This window comes from Amycolatopsis sp. NPDC049159, assembly GCF_040648295.1.
GTDB classification, from domain to species: Bacteria; Actinomycetota; Actinomycetes; order Mycobacteriales; family Pseudonocardiaceae; genus Amycolatopsis; species Amycolatopsis pretoriensis_A.
Map to the genome: position 1 here is coordinate 541,676 of NZ_JBEZDL010000001.1, position 18,820 is coordinate 560,495.

General features: G+C 72.4%; 17 protein-coding genes. 11 read left to right on the top strand and 6 right to left on the bottom strand.

What is annotated here, in order from left to right:
- Positions 1-5: 5 nt before the first annotated feature.
- The 4 genes from AB0B33_RS02610 to AB0B33_RS02625 form a co-directional block, all read right to left on the bottom strand.
- A complete protein-coding gene (locus AB0B33_RS02610; protein WP_360765893.1) occupies positions 6-1,205 on the bottom strand; it encodes a Dyp-type peroxidase in 1,200 nt (399 codons plus the stop codon).
- On the bottom strand, positions 1,202-2,371 hold the full coding sequence (locus tag AB0B33_RS02615; RefSeq protein ID WP_360765896.1) for an EfeM/EfeO family lipoprotein: 1,170 nt from the start codon (positions 2,369-2,371) through the stop codon (positions 1,202-1,204). Before AB0B33_RS02615 ends, AB0B33_RS02610 begins: the two co-directional genes overlap by 4 nt.
- Positions 2,372-2,569: 198 nt before the next feature.
- Positions 2,570-3,346, bottom strand: coding sequence for a metalloregulator ArsR/SmtB family transcription factor (locus tag AB0B33_RS02620; protein WP_360765899.1), 777 nt, complete (start codon positions 3,344-3,346; stop codon positions 2,570-2,572).
- A gap of 92 nt (positions 3,347-3,438) precedes the next feature.
- Positions 3,439-4,128, bottom strand: coding sequence for a hypothetical protein (locus AB0B33_RS02625; RefSeq protein WP_360765901.1), 690 nt, complete (start codon positions 4,126-4,128; stop codon positions 3,439-3,441).
- A gap of 274 nt (positions 4,129-4,402) precedes the next feature.
- Between AB0B33_RS02625 and AB0B33_RS02630 the strand changes: the two genes are divergently transcribed.
- A complete protein-coding gene (locus tag AB0B33_RS02630; RefSeq protein ID WP_360765904.1) occupies positions 4,403-5,197 on the top strand; it encodes a hypothetical protein in 795 nt (264 codons plus the stop codon).
- Entirely contained in the window at positions 5,194-7,026 is a 1,833-nt protein-coding gene (locus AB0B33_RS02635) for a serine/threonine-protein kinase (RefSeq protein WP_360765907.1), read from the top strand. Before AB0B33_RS02630 ends, AB0B33_RS02635 begins: the two co-directional genes overlap by 4 nt.
- On the opposite strand, the gene AB0B33_RS02640 is transcribed toward AB0B33_RS02635, so the two are convergent.
- Positions 7,004-7,426 carry a hypothetical protein gene (locus AB0B33_RS02640; protein WP_247019464.1) on the bottom strand — a complete coding sequence of 141 codons (423 nt, stop codon included), beginning with the start codon at positions 7,424-7,426 and terminating at the stop codon, positions 7,004-7,006. The two genes, AB0B33_RS02635 and AB0B33_RS02640, sit on opposite strands and share 23 nt — an antisense overlap.
- A 153-nt stretch (positions 7,427-7,579) precedes the next feature.
- On the opposite strand from AB0B33_RS02640, the gene AB0B33_RS02645 reads away from it, so the two are divergent.
- The 7 genes from AB0B33_RS02645 (at position 7,580) to AB0B33_RS02675 (ending at position 15,225) form a co-directional block, all read left to right on the top strand.
- On the top strand, positions 7,580-8,140 hold the full coding sequence (locus tag AB0B33_RS02645; RefSeq protein ID WP_360765910.1) for an AAA family ATPase: 561 nt from the start codon (positions 7,580-7,582) through the stop codon (positions 8,138-8,140).
- Between the two features lie 124 nt (positions 8,141-8,264).
- Positions 8,265-10,031 (top strand): glycosyl hydrolase family 18 protein, encoded by a 1,767-nt coding sequence (locus AB0B33_RS02650; protein WP_360765913.1) that lies wholly within the window; start codon positions 8,265-8,267, stop codon positions 10,029-10,031.
- A 48-nt stretch (positions 10,032-10,079) separates the two neighbouring features.
- Complete coding sequence (locus AB0B33_RS02655) at positions 10,080-10,814, top strand: IclR family transcriptional regulator (protein WP_247025543.1); 735 nt, start codon at positions 10,080-10,082, stop codon at positions 10,812-10,814.
- A gap of 71 nt (positions 10,815-10,885) precedes the next feature.
- Positions 10,886-12,040, top strand: coding sequence for a 4-hydroxybenzoate 3-monooxygenase (locus AB0B33_RS02660; RefSeq protein WP_360765915.1), 1,155 nt, complete (start codon positions 10,886-10,888; stop codon positions 12,038-12,040).
- Positions 12,041-12,113: 73 nt separating this feature from the next.
- Entirely contained in the window at positions 12,114-13,511 is a 1,398-nt protein-coding gene (locus AB0B33_RS02665) for a DHA2 family efflux MFS transporter permease subunit (RefSeq protein ID WP_360765918.1), read from the top strand.
- Positions 13,512-13,514: 3 nt separating this feature from the next.
- The gene (locus tag AB0B33_RS02670; protein ID WP_360765921.1) at positions 13,515-14,282 is read left to right on the top strand and encodes an isocitrate lyase/phosphoenolpyruvate mutase family protein; all 768 of its coding nucleotides are present in this window, start codon (positions 13,515-13,517) and stop codon (positions 14,280-14,282) included.
- Positions 14,272-15,225, top strand: a complete 954-nt coding sequence (locus AB0B33_RS02675) for an RNA polymerase subunit sigma-70 (protein ID WP_360765924.1) — start codon at positions 14,272-14,274, stop codon at positions 15,223-15,225. Before AB0B33_RS02670 ends, AB0B33_RS02675 begins: the two co-directional genes overlap by 11 nt.
- Here the strand turns inward: AB0B33_RS02675 and AB0B33_RS02680 are convergent.
- On the bottom strand, positions 15,191-16,327 hold the full coding sequence (locus AB0B33_RS02680; RefSeq protein ID WP_360765926.1) for an MFS transporter: 1,137 nt from the start codon (positions 16,325-16,327) through the stop codon (positions 15,191-15,193). The genes AB0B33_RS02675 and AB0B33_RS02680 overlap by 35 nt on opposite strands.
- An 89-nt stretch (positions 16,328-16,416) precedes the next feature.
- Here AB0B33_RS02680 and AB0B33_RS02685 point away from each other — a divergent pair, with 89 nt between their 5' ends.
- Both AB0B33_RS02685 and AB0B33_RS02690 read left to right on the top strand, forming a co-directional pair.
- The gene (locus AB0B33_RS02685; protein WP_360765929.1) at positions 16,417-16,983 is read left to right on the top strand and encodes a TetR/AcrR family transcriptional regulator; all 567 of its coding nucleotides are present in this window, start codon (positions 16,417-16,419) and stop codon (positions 16,981-16,983) included.
- A 212-nt stretch (positions 16,984-17,195) separates the two neighbouring features.
- Positions 17,196-18,815, top strand: a complete 1,620-nt coding sequence (locus AB0B33_RS02690) for an FAD-dependent oxidoreductase (protein ID WP_360765932.1) — start codon at positions 17,196-17,198, stop codon at positions 18,813-18,815.
- Positions 18,816-18,820 lie beyond the last annotated feature (5 nt).

Below are 18,820 nucleotides of genomic sequence, written 5' to 3' on the forward strand. Positions count from 1 at the left end.
GCGGGTCAGGCGAGCAGGGTGCGGCCGAAGTGGTCGTCCGGGCCGGTGACGCCCGGCAGCGCGAAGAAGTAGCCGCCGCCGAACGGGGAGATGTAGTCGGTCAGGGGTTCGTCGGCCAGCCGCGTCTGGACCGCCTCGAACTGGCGCTCCAGGTCCTGCTGGTAGCAGACGAAGATCAGGCCCATGTCGAGGTTGCCGTTGCTGTCGACGCCGCGGTCGTAGTTCACCGCGCGGCGCAGGATCCGGCTGGCGTCGGTCTCCGGCGTGCGCGGGTTGGCCTTGCGGATGTGGCTGGTCAGCGGGATCACCGTGCCGATCGGGTCGTCGGCGTAGCGCGGGACGTCGGTCTCCTCGGTGCCGTCGAGCGGGGCGCCGGTGTCGCGGCGGCGGCCGAACATGTTCTCCTGCTCGGCCAGCGAAACCCGGTCCCAGAACTCCACGAGCATCCGGATCAGCCGGACCACCTGGTAGCTGCCGCCCGCGGTCCACGCGGGTTCGCCGGCTCCGGTCGTCCACACCAGACCGTCCACTTCGGACCCGGCCGGGTTGGCGGTGCCGTCCTTGAAGCCCATCAGGTTGCGCGGGGTGCCCGCCGGGCGCGGCGGGGAGCTGAACCCGGAGAGCTTCCAGCGCGGCTGCATGCCGCCGCGGGTCGCGCGGGCGATGTCGCGCAGCGCGTGCAGCACGGTGTCGGTCGAGTTCGCCGACAGCGTCAGGCTGAGGTCGCCGTGGCACTGCGCGGGGTCGAGGGCGTCGTTGGGGAACGTCGTCATCGGCTTGAGCTTGGCGGGCTTGAGCTTCGCCAGGCCGAACCGGTCGTCGAACAGCGACGAGCCCGCGCCGAGGACCACGCCCAGGTCGCCGCCGGGCACGACGGGCCCGAGCACCCCGGAGTCGGCGGGCGGCGCGCTGATGCCGAGCGCCGCGGGAGCTCCGCCGGTGGTGAGGAACCGGGCCCGGTCGGTGATCGCGCGGAAGAGGTCGGTCAGCTCCGTTTTGGACTCCGCGACGACGTCGAAGGAGGCGACGATCGTCTGTGCCGGCGGGTTCCGCAGGATGGCGGCCTGGTTCCGGCCGTGGAAGGGAACGGGCGCCGCGCTGTCGATGACGGCGGAGGACGCGCCGAGCCCGGCCCCGGCGGCGACGGTCAGGCCCGCGCCCACGGCGGCGCGGCGCAGGAAGGAACGGCGCGGCAGGCCGGTCACGAGACCCTCCTCGGCTCGGCGATCGCGGCGATCGGGGCCAGCAGCTCGGTCAGCTCGCCGACGTCGGCGTTGAGCTTTTGGCGCTGCGGCTGGGAAAGCCGCGCCAACGGGGTCCAGCTGCCGTCCGGGTGGTGCGCGGCGTCCAAAGCGGACTGCGTGCGCGTCAGCCAGCTGTCCACCTTGGACAGCTCCGGGTAGCGCGGGGCCAGCAGCGGGCGGAGGACGTCGAGCACCGCGCGCGTGCCGTCGAGGTTCGCGCGGGCCGTGGCCAGGGTGGTGCCGCTGCCGTAGTCGGTGCGGCCGGTGAGTTCGAACTGCAGCGTGTTCTCCATGATCTCGTGCGCGCGCAGCCCGAGGTCGTTGCCGTCGACCTGGCTGTCGCCGAAGGATGTCCGCAGCGCGTGGGCGTCGGTGTCGAGCCGGTCGGCGACGGCGGCGAGCGTGCCGAGGTCTTCGCCGTGCCAAAGGCCCTGCTCCAGGCGGTGGAAGCCGGTGAACCCGGGGTCGGCCGGGCCGGCGGGCAGGCCGTCGGCGGTGCCGTTGAGGACGCCGTCGGAGTCGCCGAACGCGTCGTAGGCGGCGCCGAGGCGTTCGTAGGTCAGGTGCGCGGTCAGCCAGGCGGCCTCGCTCGCCGCGCGGTCGCCGCCGTGGACGGCGTCCTTCAGCGCGCCGGTGTTCGCGACCAGCTCGCCGAGCCCGGTCGTGACGTGCTGCTGGTAGGCCTTGAGCGGGCCGAGCAGGTCGTTGTGCGTCACCGGCGCGACGCCCGGCCCGGTCCGGTCGGCCCCGCCGCTGACCCGCACGGCCGGCCCGACGATCGCGCTCGAGTCCTCGGGCAGGCAGCGGAACGCGTAGCTGCCGTTGCCGAGGTTGACCTGCAGCGGCCGGGTGGTGTCCGGGCCGAGGCCCTCGACCTCGCCGTAGATCACGCCGGTCGCCGGGTCGATCAGGTCGACTTCGGCGGTCACCGAGCCGGTGTTGTGCAGCCGGAACGTCTGCGGACCGGGCTTCGGCTCCGACCAGCCGGTGCCGCACGCCGAGCGCGAAACCGCGATCTCCGGATCCCCGGCGGCGGTGCTGCCGGGCCACCACACCACGGCAGCACCCGCCACGACGGCGAGCACGACCGCCGCCACGATCCAGCGAGCACGTACTGACCCCGGCACGCGCACTCTCCCGTCACTCGATCGGACCATCACCGGTCACGGATTATGCGAGCCTAACGCCCGCGAAACCGCATCGGATGGCGTCGATCGGAGGGAATTCACCCGGACTTCAGCCGGCCGCCCACGAAAGGGGGAGGATTCAGACTTTTCCGTGTGTCAGTTCTGTCGCGTTCAGGAGGTTCGACCGGTTGGCCGGGATCACGGAAGGGGGACGCCGGTTTCCAGCAGCGTCTTCAGGCTGGACAGCAGCGCGGGCCAGCCCTGGCTGCACATCGCCAGCGTCGTGCTGTCGTCGTCGAAGCCGTCGTGCAGCACGGTCAGCTTCACCAGTTCGCCCTGCGGTTCGAGGGTGAACGTGACCTTGGTGCGGCTTTCACCCTGCAGTTTCGCGAGCGTTTCCGCGTCGATGCCGTTCTCGTTCGCCCATTCTGCCGTGAAGGTGTGCCACGTGTAGGAAAGCCGGCGGAACGGCTCCGATTCGAGGACGACCTGGTCCGGGTGTTCCGTTTTCGCACCGCTTTCGCGCCAGATCATCGGCGAACCCTTTTTCCAGTCGGTTTCGAAGGAAACGCCCCAGTACTGGCGGGTGAAGGCCGGGTCGGTAAGCGCTTGCCAGAGCTTCTCCGGCGTCGTGTTGATGTAGGTCGTGTACGCGAATTCGTTCATCGGTCCGGACTCCAGTGCTCGTTTCAGGTCGGCCAGCGCGCCGGCCCGCCTGCGGTCGTAGCGGGTCATCCAGCGGTCGGCGATCGCGTTGATCGGGGCGGCGTCGAGGTGGTGCAGCTTTTCCCGGCCGCGCCAGGTCGTCGTGACCAGCCCGGCCGCCTCGAGCACGGCCAGGTGCTTGCTCACCGACTGGCGGGCCATCGCCAGCACCGCGCAGAGTTCGCGCAGGGTCTGGCCGTTGCGCTCGTTGAGCGCGTCCAGCAGCCGGCGGCGGCTGGGGTCGGCCAGTGCCTTGAAGACCTCGTCCATCGCGCTCGCTTCCGCGGTGTCCCGGCAAACGTGCAGCCGGTTGGCTGCCTTTCCGACGATAGGCAGCCGACCGGCTGCCTGTCAACCGGGGACTACCGGAAGCGGATCGCCGTGATGCCGGCGAGGACGAAGAACACGAGGACGACCAGCGTGCCGGTCTGGCCGCCGGACGAGCGGGTGACGACCTGGTCGACGGCCCCGGTCAGCCGCACCCCGCACTCGGCGACGACGGTGTGCCGCCCGGCTTCGATGCGGGTGAACTCGACGGGCGCGGTGAACGCGCCGGAGCTGTCGGTGCGGGCCTCGCCGACCTCGGCGCCGTCGGAGGTGAGCGTGACCGTGCGGTCGGGCTGGCAGCCCCGGCCCGACGCCGCGAGGGTCTCCCCGGGCTGGATGCTCGGCCGGTCGAGCACGAGTTCACCGGGCTTGGGCACGGTGCTGGTCGTGGTGGGGGTGCCGGGCGTGCCGGGCGGCGTGGTGGTGGTCGTCGCCGGCGGGGTCGTCGTGGTGGACGGCGGCGGGGTGGTGGTGCCGGGCGGGGTCGTGGTGGTGCCGGGCCGGGTCGGGCGCGTGGTCACGACCGGCGGGGTGGTGGTCGGGGGCGGCGGGGTCGTGGTCGGCGTGGCGGTGACCGTGAACCGGCTGCTCGCGGTGAGCGGCTGCTTGGTCCGGGCGTTGGTGCACGTGCCGGTGACCGGGTAGGTGCCCGGCTGGGCGCCGGCGGGCACCGTGGCCGCGACCGTGCCGCTGGTCTGCTGGAGCGTCGCGTTCCCCGTCCACATCGGCGTGCCGTTCCACGAAAAAGTGATCGCCGTGCCGCACGGGTAGAAATTCCAGGAAATGGTGAAAGAGCTCCCGGCCTTACCGCTCGACGGTTTCAAACCAACCGAAGATGTGTATTGTGCGTTGGCGTTGCCCGCGAACGTGAGCAGCAGCAACGTTCCGGCAACGGCGCCCAAAAACAGCCGAACCACGAATCTCATCGGACGTCCCTCCCCGGTGTGTGCTCGCTGTAGCATTCCGGACGAGTTGGATTACGCAAGTAGGGGATGCCCAATGGGACGTGTCATCGCGGCGGGGGTTGCGTTGGGTTTGTGCGCGGTGGTGCTCGGCGCGCCGGCCGCGTCGGCCGATTCCGGCTCGCTCGACGTGCAGGTGTCGATCGACCAGCGGCCGATCGAGGACGCCACCGTCCCGATCGACCCGGCGAGCCAGGTCGAGCTGAAGGTCGTGGCCACCAACTCCGGCACCGCGCCGGTGAAGGTCCGCAGTGTGCGGCTGTCGGGGGTCGCCCTCGCGCTGACGTTCTTCGCCTACGACACGACGGCGCCGTTCGAGGTGCCGGCCCGGGGCTCGGCGACCCGGACGTTCGTGCTCGACCTCGGTGACCTCAGCGGCCAGGCGACCGGGCTGCTTCCCTCGTCCGTGGAGCTGCTCGACGGCCAGCGCGTCACGCTCGGTGAAGCGACGACGGTCGCCGACGTCCGCGGCTCCGTCTGGTCGGTGTACGGCGTGTTCGGCCTGGCGATGCTCGTGCTGACGGTGCTCGCCTGGGCGGCCGCGCTGCTCGCGCTGGCCCGCCACCGGCTGGCGCCCAACCGCTGGCGCCGCGGCCTGCGGTTCCTGCCCGCCGGGTTCGGCACCGGCCTGGTCGCGGTGATCAGCCTGTCGGTGCTGCGGCTCGTCCCGCCGGAGCCGGCGGTCGAGATCCCGGTCGTGCTGGGCGCGGCGGCGATCGCGTTCCTGCTCGGCTACCTGACCCCGCACCCGGCACCGCCGGCGGTCACGCCTCCCGAAGACGGCGCCACGGTCCGGCTGCCGCTGCCGTCCACGCAGGAATTCACCCGATGAGCGCACCGGCCGAGCTGATCGCCGCCCTGCCGCAGTACGACATCGGGGCGGAGATCGGCGAAGGCGGCATGGGCGTGGTGTTCGCGGGGGTGCACCGGACGCTCGGCCGCAGCGTCGCGATCAAGCAGCTGCCCTGGGACATCCTCGACCACGCGTCGAGCAGCGCGCTCTTCGACCGCGAGGCGCGGGTGCTCGCCAGCCTCGACCACCCGCACATCGTCCCGGTGTACGACTACGTCCGCACGGGCCGCGAGCACCTGCTGGTGATGGAGCGCCTCGACGGCGGGACGGTCCACAGCCGCTTCCACGGCGGCGGCGTCAGCGGCGAGCAGGCGTGCGCGATCGGCCTGGCGATGCTGGCCGGCCTGCACGCGGCGCACCGGGCCGGCGTGCTGCACCTCGACGTCAAGCCGCGCAACCTGCTGTTCAGCACGCAGGGCGTGGTGAAGGTGGCCGACTTCGGCATCGCGCGCGTGATCAGCGAGGGCGCGACCCTGGTGACCCACGGCGGCGAGATCCTCGGCACGCCGGCGTACATCGCACCGGAGCAGGCGATGGGCAACGCGCTCAGCCCGGCGGCGGACGTCTACGCGGCGGGCACGGTGCTGTACGAGCTGCTGTCGGGCCGGTTGCCGTTCGACAACACCCGCGGCGCGATCAGCATGATGCGCCAGCACATGTTCACCGACCCGGCGCCGATCGCGGGCGTGCCGATGCCGATCGCGGGCGTGGTGATGCGGAGCCTGGCTCGTGAGCTGGACTCCCGGTACCGGGAAGCGGAGTCGTTGGCGGCGGATCTGGCGTCCGCGGCGACGGCCGTTTACGGGCCCGGGTGGCTGGAGCGGTCCGGGGTGCCGGTGCTGCACCTGACGCCGAGGGTGATCGCGGGGCTGAACTCCCCGACGGGCCCGACCCCGCAGGCCGCGGCCCTCGGCGCGGCGGCCGGCGGTGCCGGCTTGGCGGGTGGCCCCGGCGCGCCTGGTTCCGCGGGCGGCGGCCCGGCGGTACCCGATCCCGCCCGGACCCGTCCCGTGCAGCGGCCCGGCGGGCCCAACCCCACCTTGGCCGCGCCGTACGACCACCTCGACCCGAACCCGACCGGCGGCTCGTCCGGCCGGCCACCCGAAAGCTCGTCAGCCGCCATCGCCTGGCTGCGGGCCGGCGCCGCCGTCGCCGCTCTCGTGCTGGTCGTCCTCGCGCTGCTCAACCCCGAACGGCTGCCGCACTCGGCGTCGCCGAGCCTGAACCTCGGGGGGACCGCCGTGTCGGCTCCGATCGAGGTGGACCTCAGCAAGCCGCTCATCTTCAGCGGGCCCGGGAACCCGGGGCCGGTCGCGGTCGAGCTGTCCGCGGCCGGGATTCCGCTCGGTTCGGCCGAAACCGCCGCGAAGGCCGAGGGCAACGGCTTCACCGCGGAGCTCACCCTGCCCGGGATCGCGCGGTGGATCGTCGGCGGCGCGGTCACGGCGACCGTCCGGACCGGGCCGATCACCCAGACCTTCACGCTCCTCACCAGCCAGCACCCGCTGGCCAGCGCGATGGGCGCGGGCAGCCTCATCCTGGCGCTGTTCGCGCTGGCCTACCTCGAATCCGGGCTGCGCACGATCCGCAACGGCCACCGCTGGCGCGGCGCGCCGGTCGGCGGCCCGGTGCTGGGCGTCCTGTTCGGCGCCGCGGTGTGGCTCTGCGTTTCGGTGCTGCGCCTGCACGAACCGTCGCCGGGGTTCGGCGCCGGGTGCGCGGTGGCGGGGGCGCTCGCGGCCGGGCTGGTCGTCGCCGCGGCGCGGCGCCGGGCGTCCACAGTGGTCAGTCGACCATCCGGACGGTGACGTGCGGGCTGTAGCTCTTCCGCCTGCTCCACCCGGATTCGGCGCAGAGGCCCAGCTGGATGGCGCGGTCGGCGGGCGCCCAGTAGCCCGTGCGGACGAAGTAGCCCTCCATCGTGGTGAGCGCGCCCAGGCGTTTGCGGGCCGAGCACATTTCCCAGCCCCACTGCCGCCCGGTCTTTTCGACGCCGTTGCGCCGGACGGACAGGCACGGGTTGCCGACCGCGCGGATGTCGGCGTCACCCTCCGTGACGTAGACGACGCCGTCGATCTTGTAGAAGCGGTTGTTGTCGAGCAGGGAAACCTGCCCGGACAACGTGACCGCGACCTGGCGGCCTTCCTCGCCCGCGAGTGTCCAATCGAGACAGAATTCCTGGACCGGGAGTTCCAGCGACTGGGTCATGACGAGTTCCCCTGTTCTAGCCGTGTCCCTTCCCGAAGATAGGGATTTTCCGGGCGCCGGGAAGGGGTGGGCGCGATCTTCACCCGAAGCGGGCGTCACTGACCGTGAAAAATGGTAAAGGAACCATTACCTTCGGCCGGGCGTTGAGCGGGCATGAGCGAGCCCTCTGTCATCGAACTCGGGCCACGCGACATGCTGGTCGTGGCGGGTCTCCCGGGCGCGGGCAAGACGACGATGCTCCGCCACGCGGCGAGGGACCTGCCGGTGCTGGACTCCGACCAGGTCCGCGAGCGCCTCGGGGCGGCGGTCCCGTCGGTGCCGTACCGCTGCTACCGGCCGGTGGTGCACGCGTGGCACCGCGCGCGGATCGTCGGCCGCGCGCTCGGGGCGACGGGCCCGATCGTGGTCCACGAGCCTTCGACGCGGGCGTCGACTCGTGCGCTGCTGGCGTTGGTCGGCGCGGTGAGCGGGCGGCCGGTGCGGTTGCTGTTCCTCGACGTGCCGGCGGCGCAGGCCCTGGAGGGCCAGCGGCGGCGGGGCCGGGTGGTGCGGCCGCGGTCGTTCGCGCGGCACGTGCGGCGAGTCGGGAAGTGGCGCGAGGACCTGCTCGCCGAGCGGGTTCCGGCGGGGTGGAGCAGCGTGCAGGTGATCGACCGGTCCCGCGCGGGACGCACCCGGCTGGTGGCGAAGCTGCTGGTGGAACTGGGTTCTTGAGCGACCCGGTGCGGATTTGCCGTACCCGGTGGGGCGCGTCGCGGCCCCGCTCACCCTCCGTTGGTCTGGACATTTTACATATTGGTCTAGACAATATCGGGTAACTCCCCGACTGGAGGACCCGATGAGGCGTTCCAGACTGTCCGCAACCCTCGCCGCCTTCGTGCTCGCGCTCTCCGGTCTCGTGACCGGGCAAGCCGAAGCCGCCAACCTCCTCACGAACCCCGGTTTCGAAGCCGGCTCGCTCTCCGGCTGGTCCTGCGCCAACGCCACCGCCGTCAGCACCCCCGTGCACGGCGGAGGGTACGCCCTCGCCGGCACGCCCGTCGGTGCCGACTACGCCCAGTGCGCGCAAACCGTGTCCGTTCAGCCGAACACCACCTACACCGTTTCCGCCTGGGTGCGCGGGAATCCCGTCTACCTCGGCATCACCGGCGGTGCCTCCACCTGGTCCGGCAACTCGGGCGCCTACAACCAGCTGCAACTCACCTTCACCACCGGCAACCAGACCTCCGCCCAGCTCTACCTCCACGGCTGGTACGGCGCCGGCACCTACTACGCCGACGACGTCGTCCTCGACGGCCCCGGCGGGAACACCCCCGGCACGCCCGGTGCGCCCGGCGTACCGGCCACCGGCAGCGTCACGAACAACTCCATCGCCCTCGGCTGGGCCGCTGCCGCCGGCACCGTCACCGGGTACCGCGTCTACGAAGGCAGCACCGTCGTCGCCACCACGACCGGGACCAGCGCCACCATCGGCGGTCTGAAGGCCTGCGAAACCCACAGCTACGCCGTCGCCGCGTACAACTCCGCCGGGGAATCGCCCAAGAGTGCGACGACCAGTGCCACCACCACCGGCTGCGTCGACACCGGTCTGCCGAAGCACGCGCTCATCGGCTACCAGCACGCCAGCTTCGCGAACGGCTCCGGCTACGTCCGGATGGCCGACGTGCCCGCCGCCTGGGACATCATCGACCTCGCCTTCGGGGAGCCGACCTCGGTCACCTCCGGGGACATCCGCTTCAACCGGTGCCCTGTCGCCGAGTGCCCGAACGTCGAGAGCGACGCCGACTTCACCGCCGCCATCAAGGCCAAGCAGGCGCAGGGCAAGAAGGTCCTGATCTCCATCGGCGGGCAGAACGGCCAGGTCCAGCTGACCACGACCGCAGCGCGGGACAAGTTCGTCAGCTCCGTCTCGGCGATCATCGACAAGTACGGGCTCAACGGCCTCGACGTCGACTTCGAGGGCCACTCGCTCTCGCTCAACGCCGGTGACACCGACTTCCGCAACCCGACCACGCCGGTGATCGTCAACCTGATCTCCGCGCTGAAGTCGCTCAAGGCCAAGTACGGCTCGGGGTTCGTCCTCACGATGGCGCCGGAGACGTTCTTCGTGCAGGTCGGCTACCAGTTCTACGGCGGCTCGGGCGCCGGCGACGCGCGGACCGGCGCGTACCTGCCGGTCATCCACGCGCTGCGCGATTCGCTCACCGTGCTGCACGTCCAGGACTACAACTCCGGCCCGGTCATGGGCCTGGACAACCAGTACCACAACATGGGCGGCGCCGAGTTCCACATCGCGATGACCGACATGCTCAAGGCCGGCTTCAGCGTCGCGAACACCGGGCAGTTCTTCCCCGGGCTGCGGCCGGACCAGATCGCGATCGGCCTGCCCGCCGCGGTCAGCGCGGGCAACGGCTACACCTCGCCCGCGGACGTCCAGACCGCCGTCAACTGCCTGGTCAAGGGCAGCGGCTGCGGCTCGTACACCTTGCGCGGCGGCACCTCGCCCAGTCTCCGCGGGCTGATGACCTGGTCGATCAACTGGGACAGGTACTACAACTGGGAGTTCCAGAACAGCCACGAGCCGTTCCTGAACTCGCTGCCCTGACGCGTCGCGGTGTGCCCCGGCCATGGCTGGGGCACACTGCCTGACGTGGTGAAACGCGACTCCGTGCTGACGCGCGTCGTCCGGATCTTCGAGACGTTCGAACCGGACGCGCCCGCGCTGCGCGTCACCGACATCGCGCGGCGGACCGGGCTGCACGTCGCGACGGCGTCGCGGCTGATCGAGGAGCTGGTCGGGCACGGCTGGCTGCGGCGCGACACCGATCGGAGGGTCCGGGTGGGCGTCCGCTTGTGGGAACTCGCTTCGCGCGCCTCGCCGACGCTGGGGCTGCGGGAGGCGGCGCTGCCCTTCATGGAAGACCTGCACGCCGTCGTCGGGCACCACACGCAGCTCGCCGTGCTGGAGGACCGCGAGGTGCTGTTCGTCGAACGCCTTTCCGCGCCCGGTGCGGTCGTCAACGTGACACGGGTGGCCGGGCGGCTGCCGCTGCACGCGTCGTCGTCCGGGCTCGTGCTGCTCGCCCACGCGCCCGCCGACCTGCAGGAACAGGTGCTGGCCGGCCCGCTCGGCGCGTTCCGCCGGACGACGCTGACCGAGCCGGCGCGGTTGCGGCGCTTCCTCGCCGACGTCCGGCGGGACGGCTACGCGTTCTGCGCGGGCTTCATCGACGAGGAGACCACGGGGATCGCCGTCCCGCTGCGGGGACGCGGCGGCGACGTCGTCGCGGCGCTGTCGGTGATCGTGCCCAACGACGACTCCGCGCGGATGCAGATCCCGGCGTTGCGCGCGGCGGCCCGCGGAATCTCGCGGACACTCTCTCACTGAATGAGAGTGCGGTGGTGGGAGCCGGTCCCGCCGGGAGATGCTCGGGGCTCTCCGCGTGAAAGGACGTTCCCGTGCGCACCCAGGTCGCCATCGTCGGCGCCGGCCCGGCCGGGCTGCTGCTGTCCCACCTGCTCGGTCTCGAAGGCATCGACTCGGTGCTGCTCGAACGGCAGACCCCCGGCTACGTCCAGGCGCGCATCCGCGCCGGCATGCTCGAGGCGGGCACGGTCGGGCTCCTGCGCGAAACCGGGCTCGGCGGCCGGCTCGACGTCGAGGGCATGGAGCACCGGGGCATCCACCTGCAGTGGCCGGGCGAGCGGCACCACCTGGACTTCGTCGACCTCGTCGGCCGGTCGGTGACGATCTACGGGCAGACCGAGATCACCAAGGACCTGATGGCGGCGCGGGAAAAGGCCGGCCGCCCGGCGTACTACTCGGCGTCCGACGTCACCCTCCACGACGTCACCGGGAAGCCGCACGTGACCTTCGTGGACGACGGCGGGCGGGCGCGGCGGGTCGACGCGGACGTCGTCGTCGGCTGCGACGGCTTCCACGGGCCGAGCCGCGCCGCCATCCCCGACGCCGCGATCTGGGAGCGCGCGTACCCGTTCGCGTGGCTCGGCGTGCTGGCCGACGTCGCGCCGTCGGCCGACGAGCTGATCTACGCCTGGCACCCGGACGGCTTCGCGATGCACAGCATGCGCTCGCCGCGCGTGAGCCGGTTCTACCTGCAGGTGGCGCCGGACGAGGACATCGCCGAGTGGAGCGACGAGCGGATCTGGGACGCGCTCGCCCAGCGGCTGGGCCACCCCGGCTGGGCGCTGGAAACCGGGCCGATCACCGAGAAGAGCGTGCTGCCGATGCGCAGCTTCGTCGCGACGCCGATGCGGCACGGGAACCTCTACCTCGCCGGGGACGCCGCGCACATCGTGCCGCCGACCGGGGCGAAGGGGCTGAACCTGGCCGTCGCCGACGTCGCCCTGCTGGCGAAGGCGCTCACCGCGTCCCTCAAGGACGGCACGGACGAGCTCGTCGACGCGTACTCGGACACGGCGCTGCGGCGGGTCTGGCGCAGCACGCACTTCTCCTGGTGGATGACGTCGATGCTGCACCGCCACGGCGACGACTTCGACGCCCAGCTCCAGCTGGCCCAGCTCCGACGCACGGTGACGTCGGCGGCCGCGGCGACCGAGCTCGCGGACAACTATTCGGGGTTGCCGCTGTAAGCACCGATTCCTTTTCGGCTCGCGCGTTGTCCAACCCTCGGCAGAACGCGAAGCGAGCCGCGAGGAGTCCCGAGTGCGCGTCGAAACCCCGCCTACACCGGCGGTACCGGAAACAGGAACGGCGAAGCGAAGGTGGGTCCTGGCGATCACCTCGATCGCCTCGATGATGGTCGTGCTCGACGCGCTGGTCGTGGCGACCGCCTTGACCGCGATCAAGGCCGGCACCGGCGCGTCGGTCGCCGAGCTCGAATGGACGGTCAACGCCTACGGCCTGAGCTTCGCCGTCCTGCTCATGACGGCCGCGGCCGCCGGGGACCGCTGGGGGCGGCGGCGGGTGTTCACGGCCGGGGTCGGCGTGTTCGCGCTGGCCTCGCTGGTCTGCGCCCTCGCGCCGGACGCCGGCACGCTGATCGCCGGGCGGGTGCTGCAGGGCGCGGGCGCCGCGTTCGTCGTGCCGCTCGCGCTGGCGCTGCTGGGCGCCGCCTTCCCGCCGGAGCTGCGGCCGAAGGCGCTCGGCGTCTTCGCGAGCGTGAGCGGGGTGGCGGTCCCGTTCGGGCCGCTGCTGGGTGGCGCTGTCGTGGCGGGCATCTCCTGGCCGTGGATCTTCTGGATCAACGTCCCCGTCGGCGCGGTCCTGGTCGTCCTCGCCCTGACCCGGGTCGAGGAGAGCCACGGGCCGGATCGCGCCCTCGACGTGCCGGGGCTGCTGCTGGCCGGCGCCGGGTCGTTCGGGGTGGTGTGGGGGCTGGCGCAGGTCGGCACCGCGGGCTGGACCGGCGTCGCGGCACCGCTCGCGGCCGGGCTGATCGCGTTCGGCGCGTTCGTCGCCTGGCAGCGGCGGGCTGCGCACCCGATGCTCCCGCCGCGGCTGTTCCGCTCGCGCCGGTTCTCGGCGGGCAACGCGGTGATCTTCTTCCACTGGGCCTCGGCACTGGGCGCGACCTTCTTCATGGCCCAGTTCCTGCAGGAGGGGCTCGGGTACGGGCCGCTGGCCGCCGGGGCCGGGCTGGCGCCGTGGGGGCTGACCACCGTGGTCGTCCCGCAGCTGGCCGGGCGGCTGGTCGGCCGGTTCGGCGAGCGGCCGTTCATCGTCGCGGGGCTGGGGCTGCACGGCCTGGCCATGCTCTGGATCGCCGCGGCCGCCGGGCCGTCGACGACGTACTGGGTGCTCGCCGCGCCGCTGGTGCTGTCGGGCACGGGCATCGCGATGTGCCTGCCCGCCGTGCAGAGCGCGGTGCTGACCTCGGCCGGGCCGCGGTTCCTCGGCAAGGCGTCCGGCGCGTTCAGCGCGATGCGGCAGCTCGGCGGCGCCTTCGGCGTGGCCGTCCTGGTCGCCGGGTTCTCGCTGGCCGGCGGCTACGAAGCGTTCACCGAGGGGTTCACGGCCGCCGTCGTGCTCAGCGCCGCCCTCGCCGCCGCCGGTGCGCTGGCCGGCTGTTTCGTCCCCCGCCTCGAAGCGAAGGAGAGCTGAACCATGACCGGCTTGAAAGCCCACGCCGACCTGCTGCGCGAACTGCACCACGGCGACCTGCTCGTGCTGCCGAACGCCTGGGACGAAGCCAGCGCCGAACTCGTCGTCGAGACCGGGTTCCCGGTGGTGGCGACGTCCAGCGCCGCCGTGGCCGACGTGCTGGGGTTCCAGGACGGCGAAGCGGCGCCGTGGCGGGAGATGTTCGCGGCGGCCGCCCGGATCGCCCGCGCCGCGGGAGTTCCGGTGACGGTGGACGCCGAAGCCGGCTACGGGCTGGCACCGGGTGAGCTGGTGGACCGGCTCCTCGAAGCCGGGGCGGCCGGGTGCAACCTCGAGGACACCGACCACCGCGCCGGCGGGCTCGCGGACGCCGAGGCGCACGCGGACTGGCTCGCGGAAGTGCGCGCGGCCGCCGACGCGAGCGGCGTCCCGCTGGTCGTCAACGCGCGGATCGACGTGTTCCTGCCGCCCGCCGGGGTGCCCGAGGCGGACCGGGTGGCGGCGGCCGTCCGGCGTGCCCGCGGCTACCGGGAGGCGGGCGCGGACTGCGTGTACCCGATCGGCGCGCCCGGCGACGCGCTCGCGCGGGTCGTCGCCGAAGTCCCCGGGCCGGTCAACGGCAACACGAACCCGGCGCTGGACCTGGCCGGGCTGGCGGCGCTCGGGGTGGCCCGGGTTTCCTACGGGCCGCGGTTCCACCGCTCGGGGTTCGCCGGGATGCGGGAAGCTTTGGTGGCCATCCACGAGCGGGGAGTGCGCGATGTCAGCTGAGGTGCTGGTCGGGAGCGCGCGGCTGCGGGACGAGTTCGACTCGCACCGCCCCGCGCTGCTCGCCCACTGCTACCGGATGACCGGGTCCTACCAGGACGCGGAAGACGTCGTCCAGGAGACGTACCTGCGTGCCGCGCGCGGGGTCGGCGCGTTCGAAGGGCGTTCGTCGCTGAAGACGTGGCTGTACCGGATCGCGACCAACACGTGCCTGACCGAGCTGAAGCACCGGCGCGTGCTGCCCGCCGGGCTGGGGGCGCCGTCGAGCGATCCGGACGCCCGGGTCTTCGAGGGCGGGTCGCATGCGTGGCTCGGGCCGCTGCCCGACGCGGTGCTCGGCGACCCGGGCGAGGTCGTCGTCCGGCGCGAGTCGGTGCGGCTGGCGCTGATCGCGGCCCTCCAGCACCTGCCGGCGCGGCAGCGGGCGGCGTTCCTGCTGCGGGAGGTCCTGTCGTGGTCCGCGGCCGAGATCGCGGAGACGCTCGACATCAGCGTTCCCGCGGTGAAGAGCCTGCTGCAGCGGGCCCGGCAGCGGCTCGACGAACTCGACCTCGACGCACCGCCGCCGGACGTGGCGGTCGAACGGGCGCTGCTCGACCGCTACCTGGCGGCGTTCGAGGCCCAGGACACCGCGGCCATCCGGACCGTCATCCACGACGACTTCAGCCTCGAAGCCGTGCCGCACCCGGTGTGGTTCAAGGGGGTCAGCGTGTGCCTGCCGTTCCTGGAGCGCTACGCGTTCCAGGCGGACCGGGCGATCCGGCTGCGGCCCACGCGCGCCAACGGGCAGCCCGCGGCGGGCAGCTACCGCCCGGACGCCGGGGGAGTCCTGCGCGCGGAAGGGCTGTGGGTGTTCACGGTGACGGGGGAGCGCCTGTCGCGGGCGGTCAAGTTCCCCGGCCCGGAGCTCGTCACGGCCGCGGGGCTGCCGGCCCGGCTGGCTTGACCCAGGGAGTCCACGCGAGCAGTGCGACCAGACCGGTCAGTATGAACACCGGTCCCAGTCCGAGAGTGCCGGCCGCCGCACCGGCCAGCGGGGCGGCGGCGGTCTGCCCGGCGCCGAGGCCGACGAAGGACCAGGTGACGCCGCGGGCGGGCCGCGCGGGGGACACGCGGGCCGCCCAGACGATGCACAGGCCGGTCAGTGCCATGTACGTGCTGCCGAAGAGCGCGCTCGAGATCAGTGCGCTCTTCGGCCCGAGGCCCGGGACGCCCAGGAGGGCGAGACCGGCCGCGGCGAGCGTCCAGGTGGCGAGGTTGGCGGCGCGGAGCCCGACGCGGTCGACGACCCGGCCGGCGAGCCCGCCGAGCAGCCCGGCCACCCCGATCGCGAACCAGCACCAGGTGGCGGCGACCGGGCTCAGTCCGGCTTCGGCGAGTCGGGAGCCGGAGAAGGTCCAGTAGGGCGCGCTCGTCACGCCGATGAGGACGGAGTTGAGCACTAGTGGCGTGATGTTCGTGCTGTCGGCGGTCGCCGGCTGGGGGGTGGTGTGCGGCAGCGTCCGCCAGGCGAGCAGCGTCATGGCCGCGCCGAGGCCGGCGAAGGCGGCCCAGACGACGGGCCAGCCGAGGGCCAGGAGCGGGGTGAACGCCGACGCGGCGAGCCCGAGGCCGGTGCCGGTGTTGGCCCAGGTCTGGGCCCGGGCCGGGTTTTCGCTCTCGCTCTCGCTGATGAGCTGGGCGACGCCGGGTGAGACGAGTCCCGCGCTGGCGCCGGCGACCACGATGCCGGCGGCGAAGACGGTGACGTGCGGGGCCGCCGCCATGAGCGCCAGCCCGGTGGTGGCGGCCGCTCCGGCGAGCAGGACGGTGCCGCGGGCCGAGCGCGCCGAGGTTTTCGGGGCGATGAGCAGTCCCGCCGCGTAGCCGGCGGTCGACAGTCCGCCGAGGACGCCGATGCCGACGGTGGTGAGGCCGAACGTCTCGGTGAAGCGGGGGACGAACAGTCCGTAGGCGTAGCGCGCGAACCCGTAGCAGAGGGCGATGACCCCCGCGCCGGCTGCGGCGAGGGGCCACCAGGACGTCGTTTCTCGTGTCTTGGTCGCCATGGGTCTATCAGACAGACCGGTCTGTTGGCTGTCAAGGTCTGCTAGGCTTTGGCCAGGTGGACGGATAGACCGAGGGGTATGGAGGTGAGATGGGCCGGACTCGCCCCGGCGACGCGCGGGGGAAGGTGCTCGAGGCGGCGTCGACGCTGTTCTACCGGGACGGCATCCACGTGGTCGGCGTCGACACGGTGGCCGCCGAGGCGGGCGTGACCAAGGCGGCTCTGTACGGGAACTTCGGTTCGAAGGGCCGGCTCGTGGTGGCGTACCTGCGGGAGCGCGATCGTTTGTGGCAGGAGCAGGTCGACGAGATCACGGCGGCCTGTCCGGACCCGCGGGAGCGGGTGCTGGCGGTGTTCGACGCCTACGAAGCTTGGTTGTCCCGCGACGGGTATCGCGGTTGCGCGTTCCTGAACGCGACTTCGGAGTTCCCGGACCCGGCCGACCCGGTGCGTGAGGTCGTCCGCCACCACAAGACTGCGCTGCACGGGTACCTGCGGGCGCAGGTCACGCGCGCGGGGGAGCCGGACGGGCTGGCCGACGAGCTGATGCTCCTGCTGGAGGGAGCCACGGTCCGGTCTGTGGTCACCCAGGACGCGGAGCCGTTCCGCACGGCCAAGCGGTTGGCCGCCAGGCTGATCGGCCACCAGCCCGCCTGAGTTCTCGCGTCACACGTCCGAGGTTCGCCCGGACCGCGAACGAACCCGCGACGCATCGACACTGATGCGGGTCTCGCTCGCGGCGGCCCCCGTATCCGGCCCGCGCCCGTCTTCATCGGCCACGCTGTCCGGTTCTGTCTCTTGACTCGTCGCCCTCCCCGTGCGCACCATACCCGCGTAGTAATTCGAATTATCATCCTCGGGAAGGCTTCATGACGGAACTGGGCACCGAGATTCTCGTCGTCGGCGGCGGCCTCGGCGGGGTCGCCGCCGCGCTGGCTGCGGCGAGCCACGGCCGCCGGGTCGTGCTGACCGAAGAGACCGACTGGCTCGGCGGTCAGCTCACCGCGCAAGCCGTTCCGCCGGACGAAAATCCGTGGATCGAGCGGTTCGGGTCCACTCGCACCTACCGCGAGCTGCGCACCGGGATCCGTGACCACTACCGCCGCCACTACCCGCTTCGCGCCGAAGCCGCGAGGCGGGCGGAGCTCAACCCCGGGGCCGGGCGGGTCAGCAAGCTCTGCCACGAGCCGCGGGTGGCGCTGGCCGTGCTCGAAGCCATGCTCGCGCCGCACGTCAGTGCCGGGCGGATCCACGTCCTGCGCAACCACCGGCCGGTCGAGGTGCACACCGACGGGGATCGCGTCGACGCCGTGACGCTCGAAAGCGGCCCCGACCGGCTCACCGTCCGGGCCCGGTACGTCCTCGACGCCACCGAGAACGGCGACCTCCTGCCGCTCGCCGGCACCGAGCACGTCACCGGCGCCGAAGCCAAGAGCACGCACGGCGAACCCCACGCCCCCGACGAAGCCGACCCGGCCAACCTGCAGGGCATCACCTACTGCTTCGCGGTTTCCCACCACGAAGGCGAAAACCACGTCGTCGACCGGCCCGCGACGTACGGCTTCTGGCGCGACTACCAGCCGGGCTTCTGGCCCGGCCCGCTCCTCGGTTTCGTCGCCCCGGACCCGCGGACGCTCGAGCCGGTCAAACGCACCTTCGTCCCCAACCCGCCCGGCGATCCCCTCACCGTGGCCGCCGACCAGAGCGCCGACGCCGGGGACAAGGAACTGTGGGCCTTCCGCCGCATCCTCGCCCGCAACCTGCACACCGACGGCGCCTTCGACTCCGACATCACGCTCGTCAACTGGCCGCTCAACGACTACTGGCTCAAGCCCGCGCTCACCATTCCCGGGCACACGACCGAAGCGGACGTGGCGAAAGCGCACGAAGAAGCCAAACAGCTGAGCCTCTCGGTCCTGTACTGGCTCCAGACCGAGGCACCCCGCGCCGACGGCGGCACCGGCTTCCCCGGGCTCAAGCTCCGCCCCGACGTCACCGGCACGAAGGACGGGCTCGCGAAGTCCGCGTACGTCCGCGAAGCCCGCCGCATCAAGGCCGTCACGACCGTCACCGAACACGACGTCTCGGCCGAGATCCTCGGCGTCGATGGCCGCGTGCGCCGCGAAGACGCCGTCGGGGTCGGGAGCTACCGGATCGACCTGCACCCGTCGACCGGCGGGGACGGCTACATCGACGTCGCCAGCGTGCCGTACGAGATCCCGCTCGGGGCGCTGCTGCCCGTCCGCACCACCAACCTGCTGCCCGCCGGCAAGAACATCGGCACCACGCACATCACGAACGGCTGCTTCCGGCTGCACCCCGTGGAGTGGAACATCGGCGAGGTCGCCGGGCTGCTCGCCGCCTTCGCCCTCGGCGAGGACGTCGAACCGAAAGCCGTGCGCGAGGACGCCCGCCTCTTCGAGGACTTCGCGCGGGTACTGGACGTCGCCGGGGTGGAACGCCGGTGGCCGGAAGTGCGGGGGTACTGACCGTG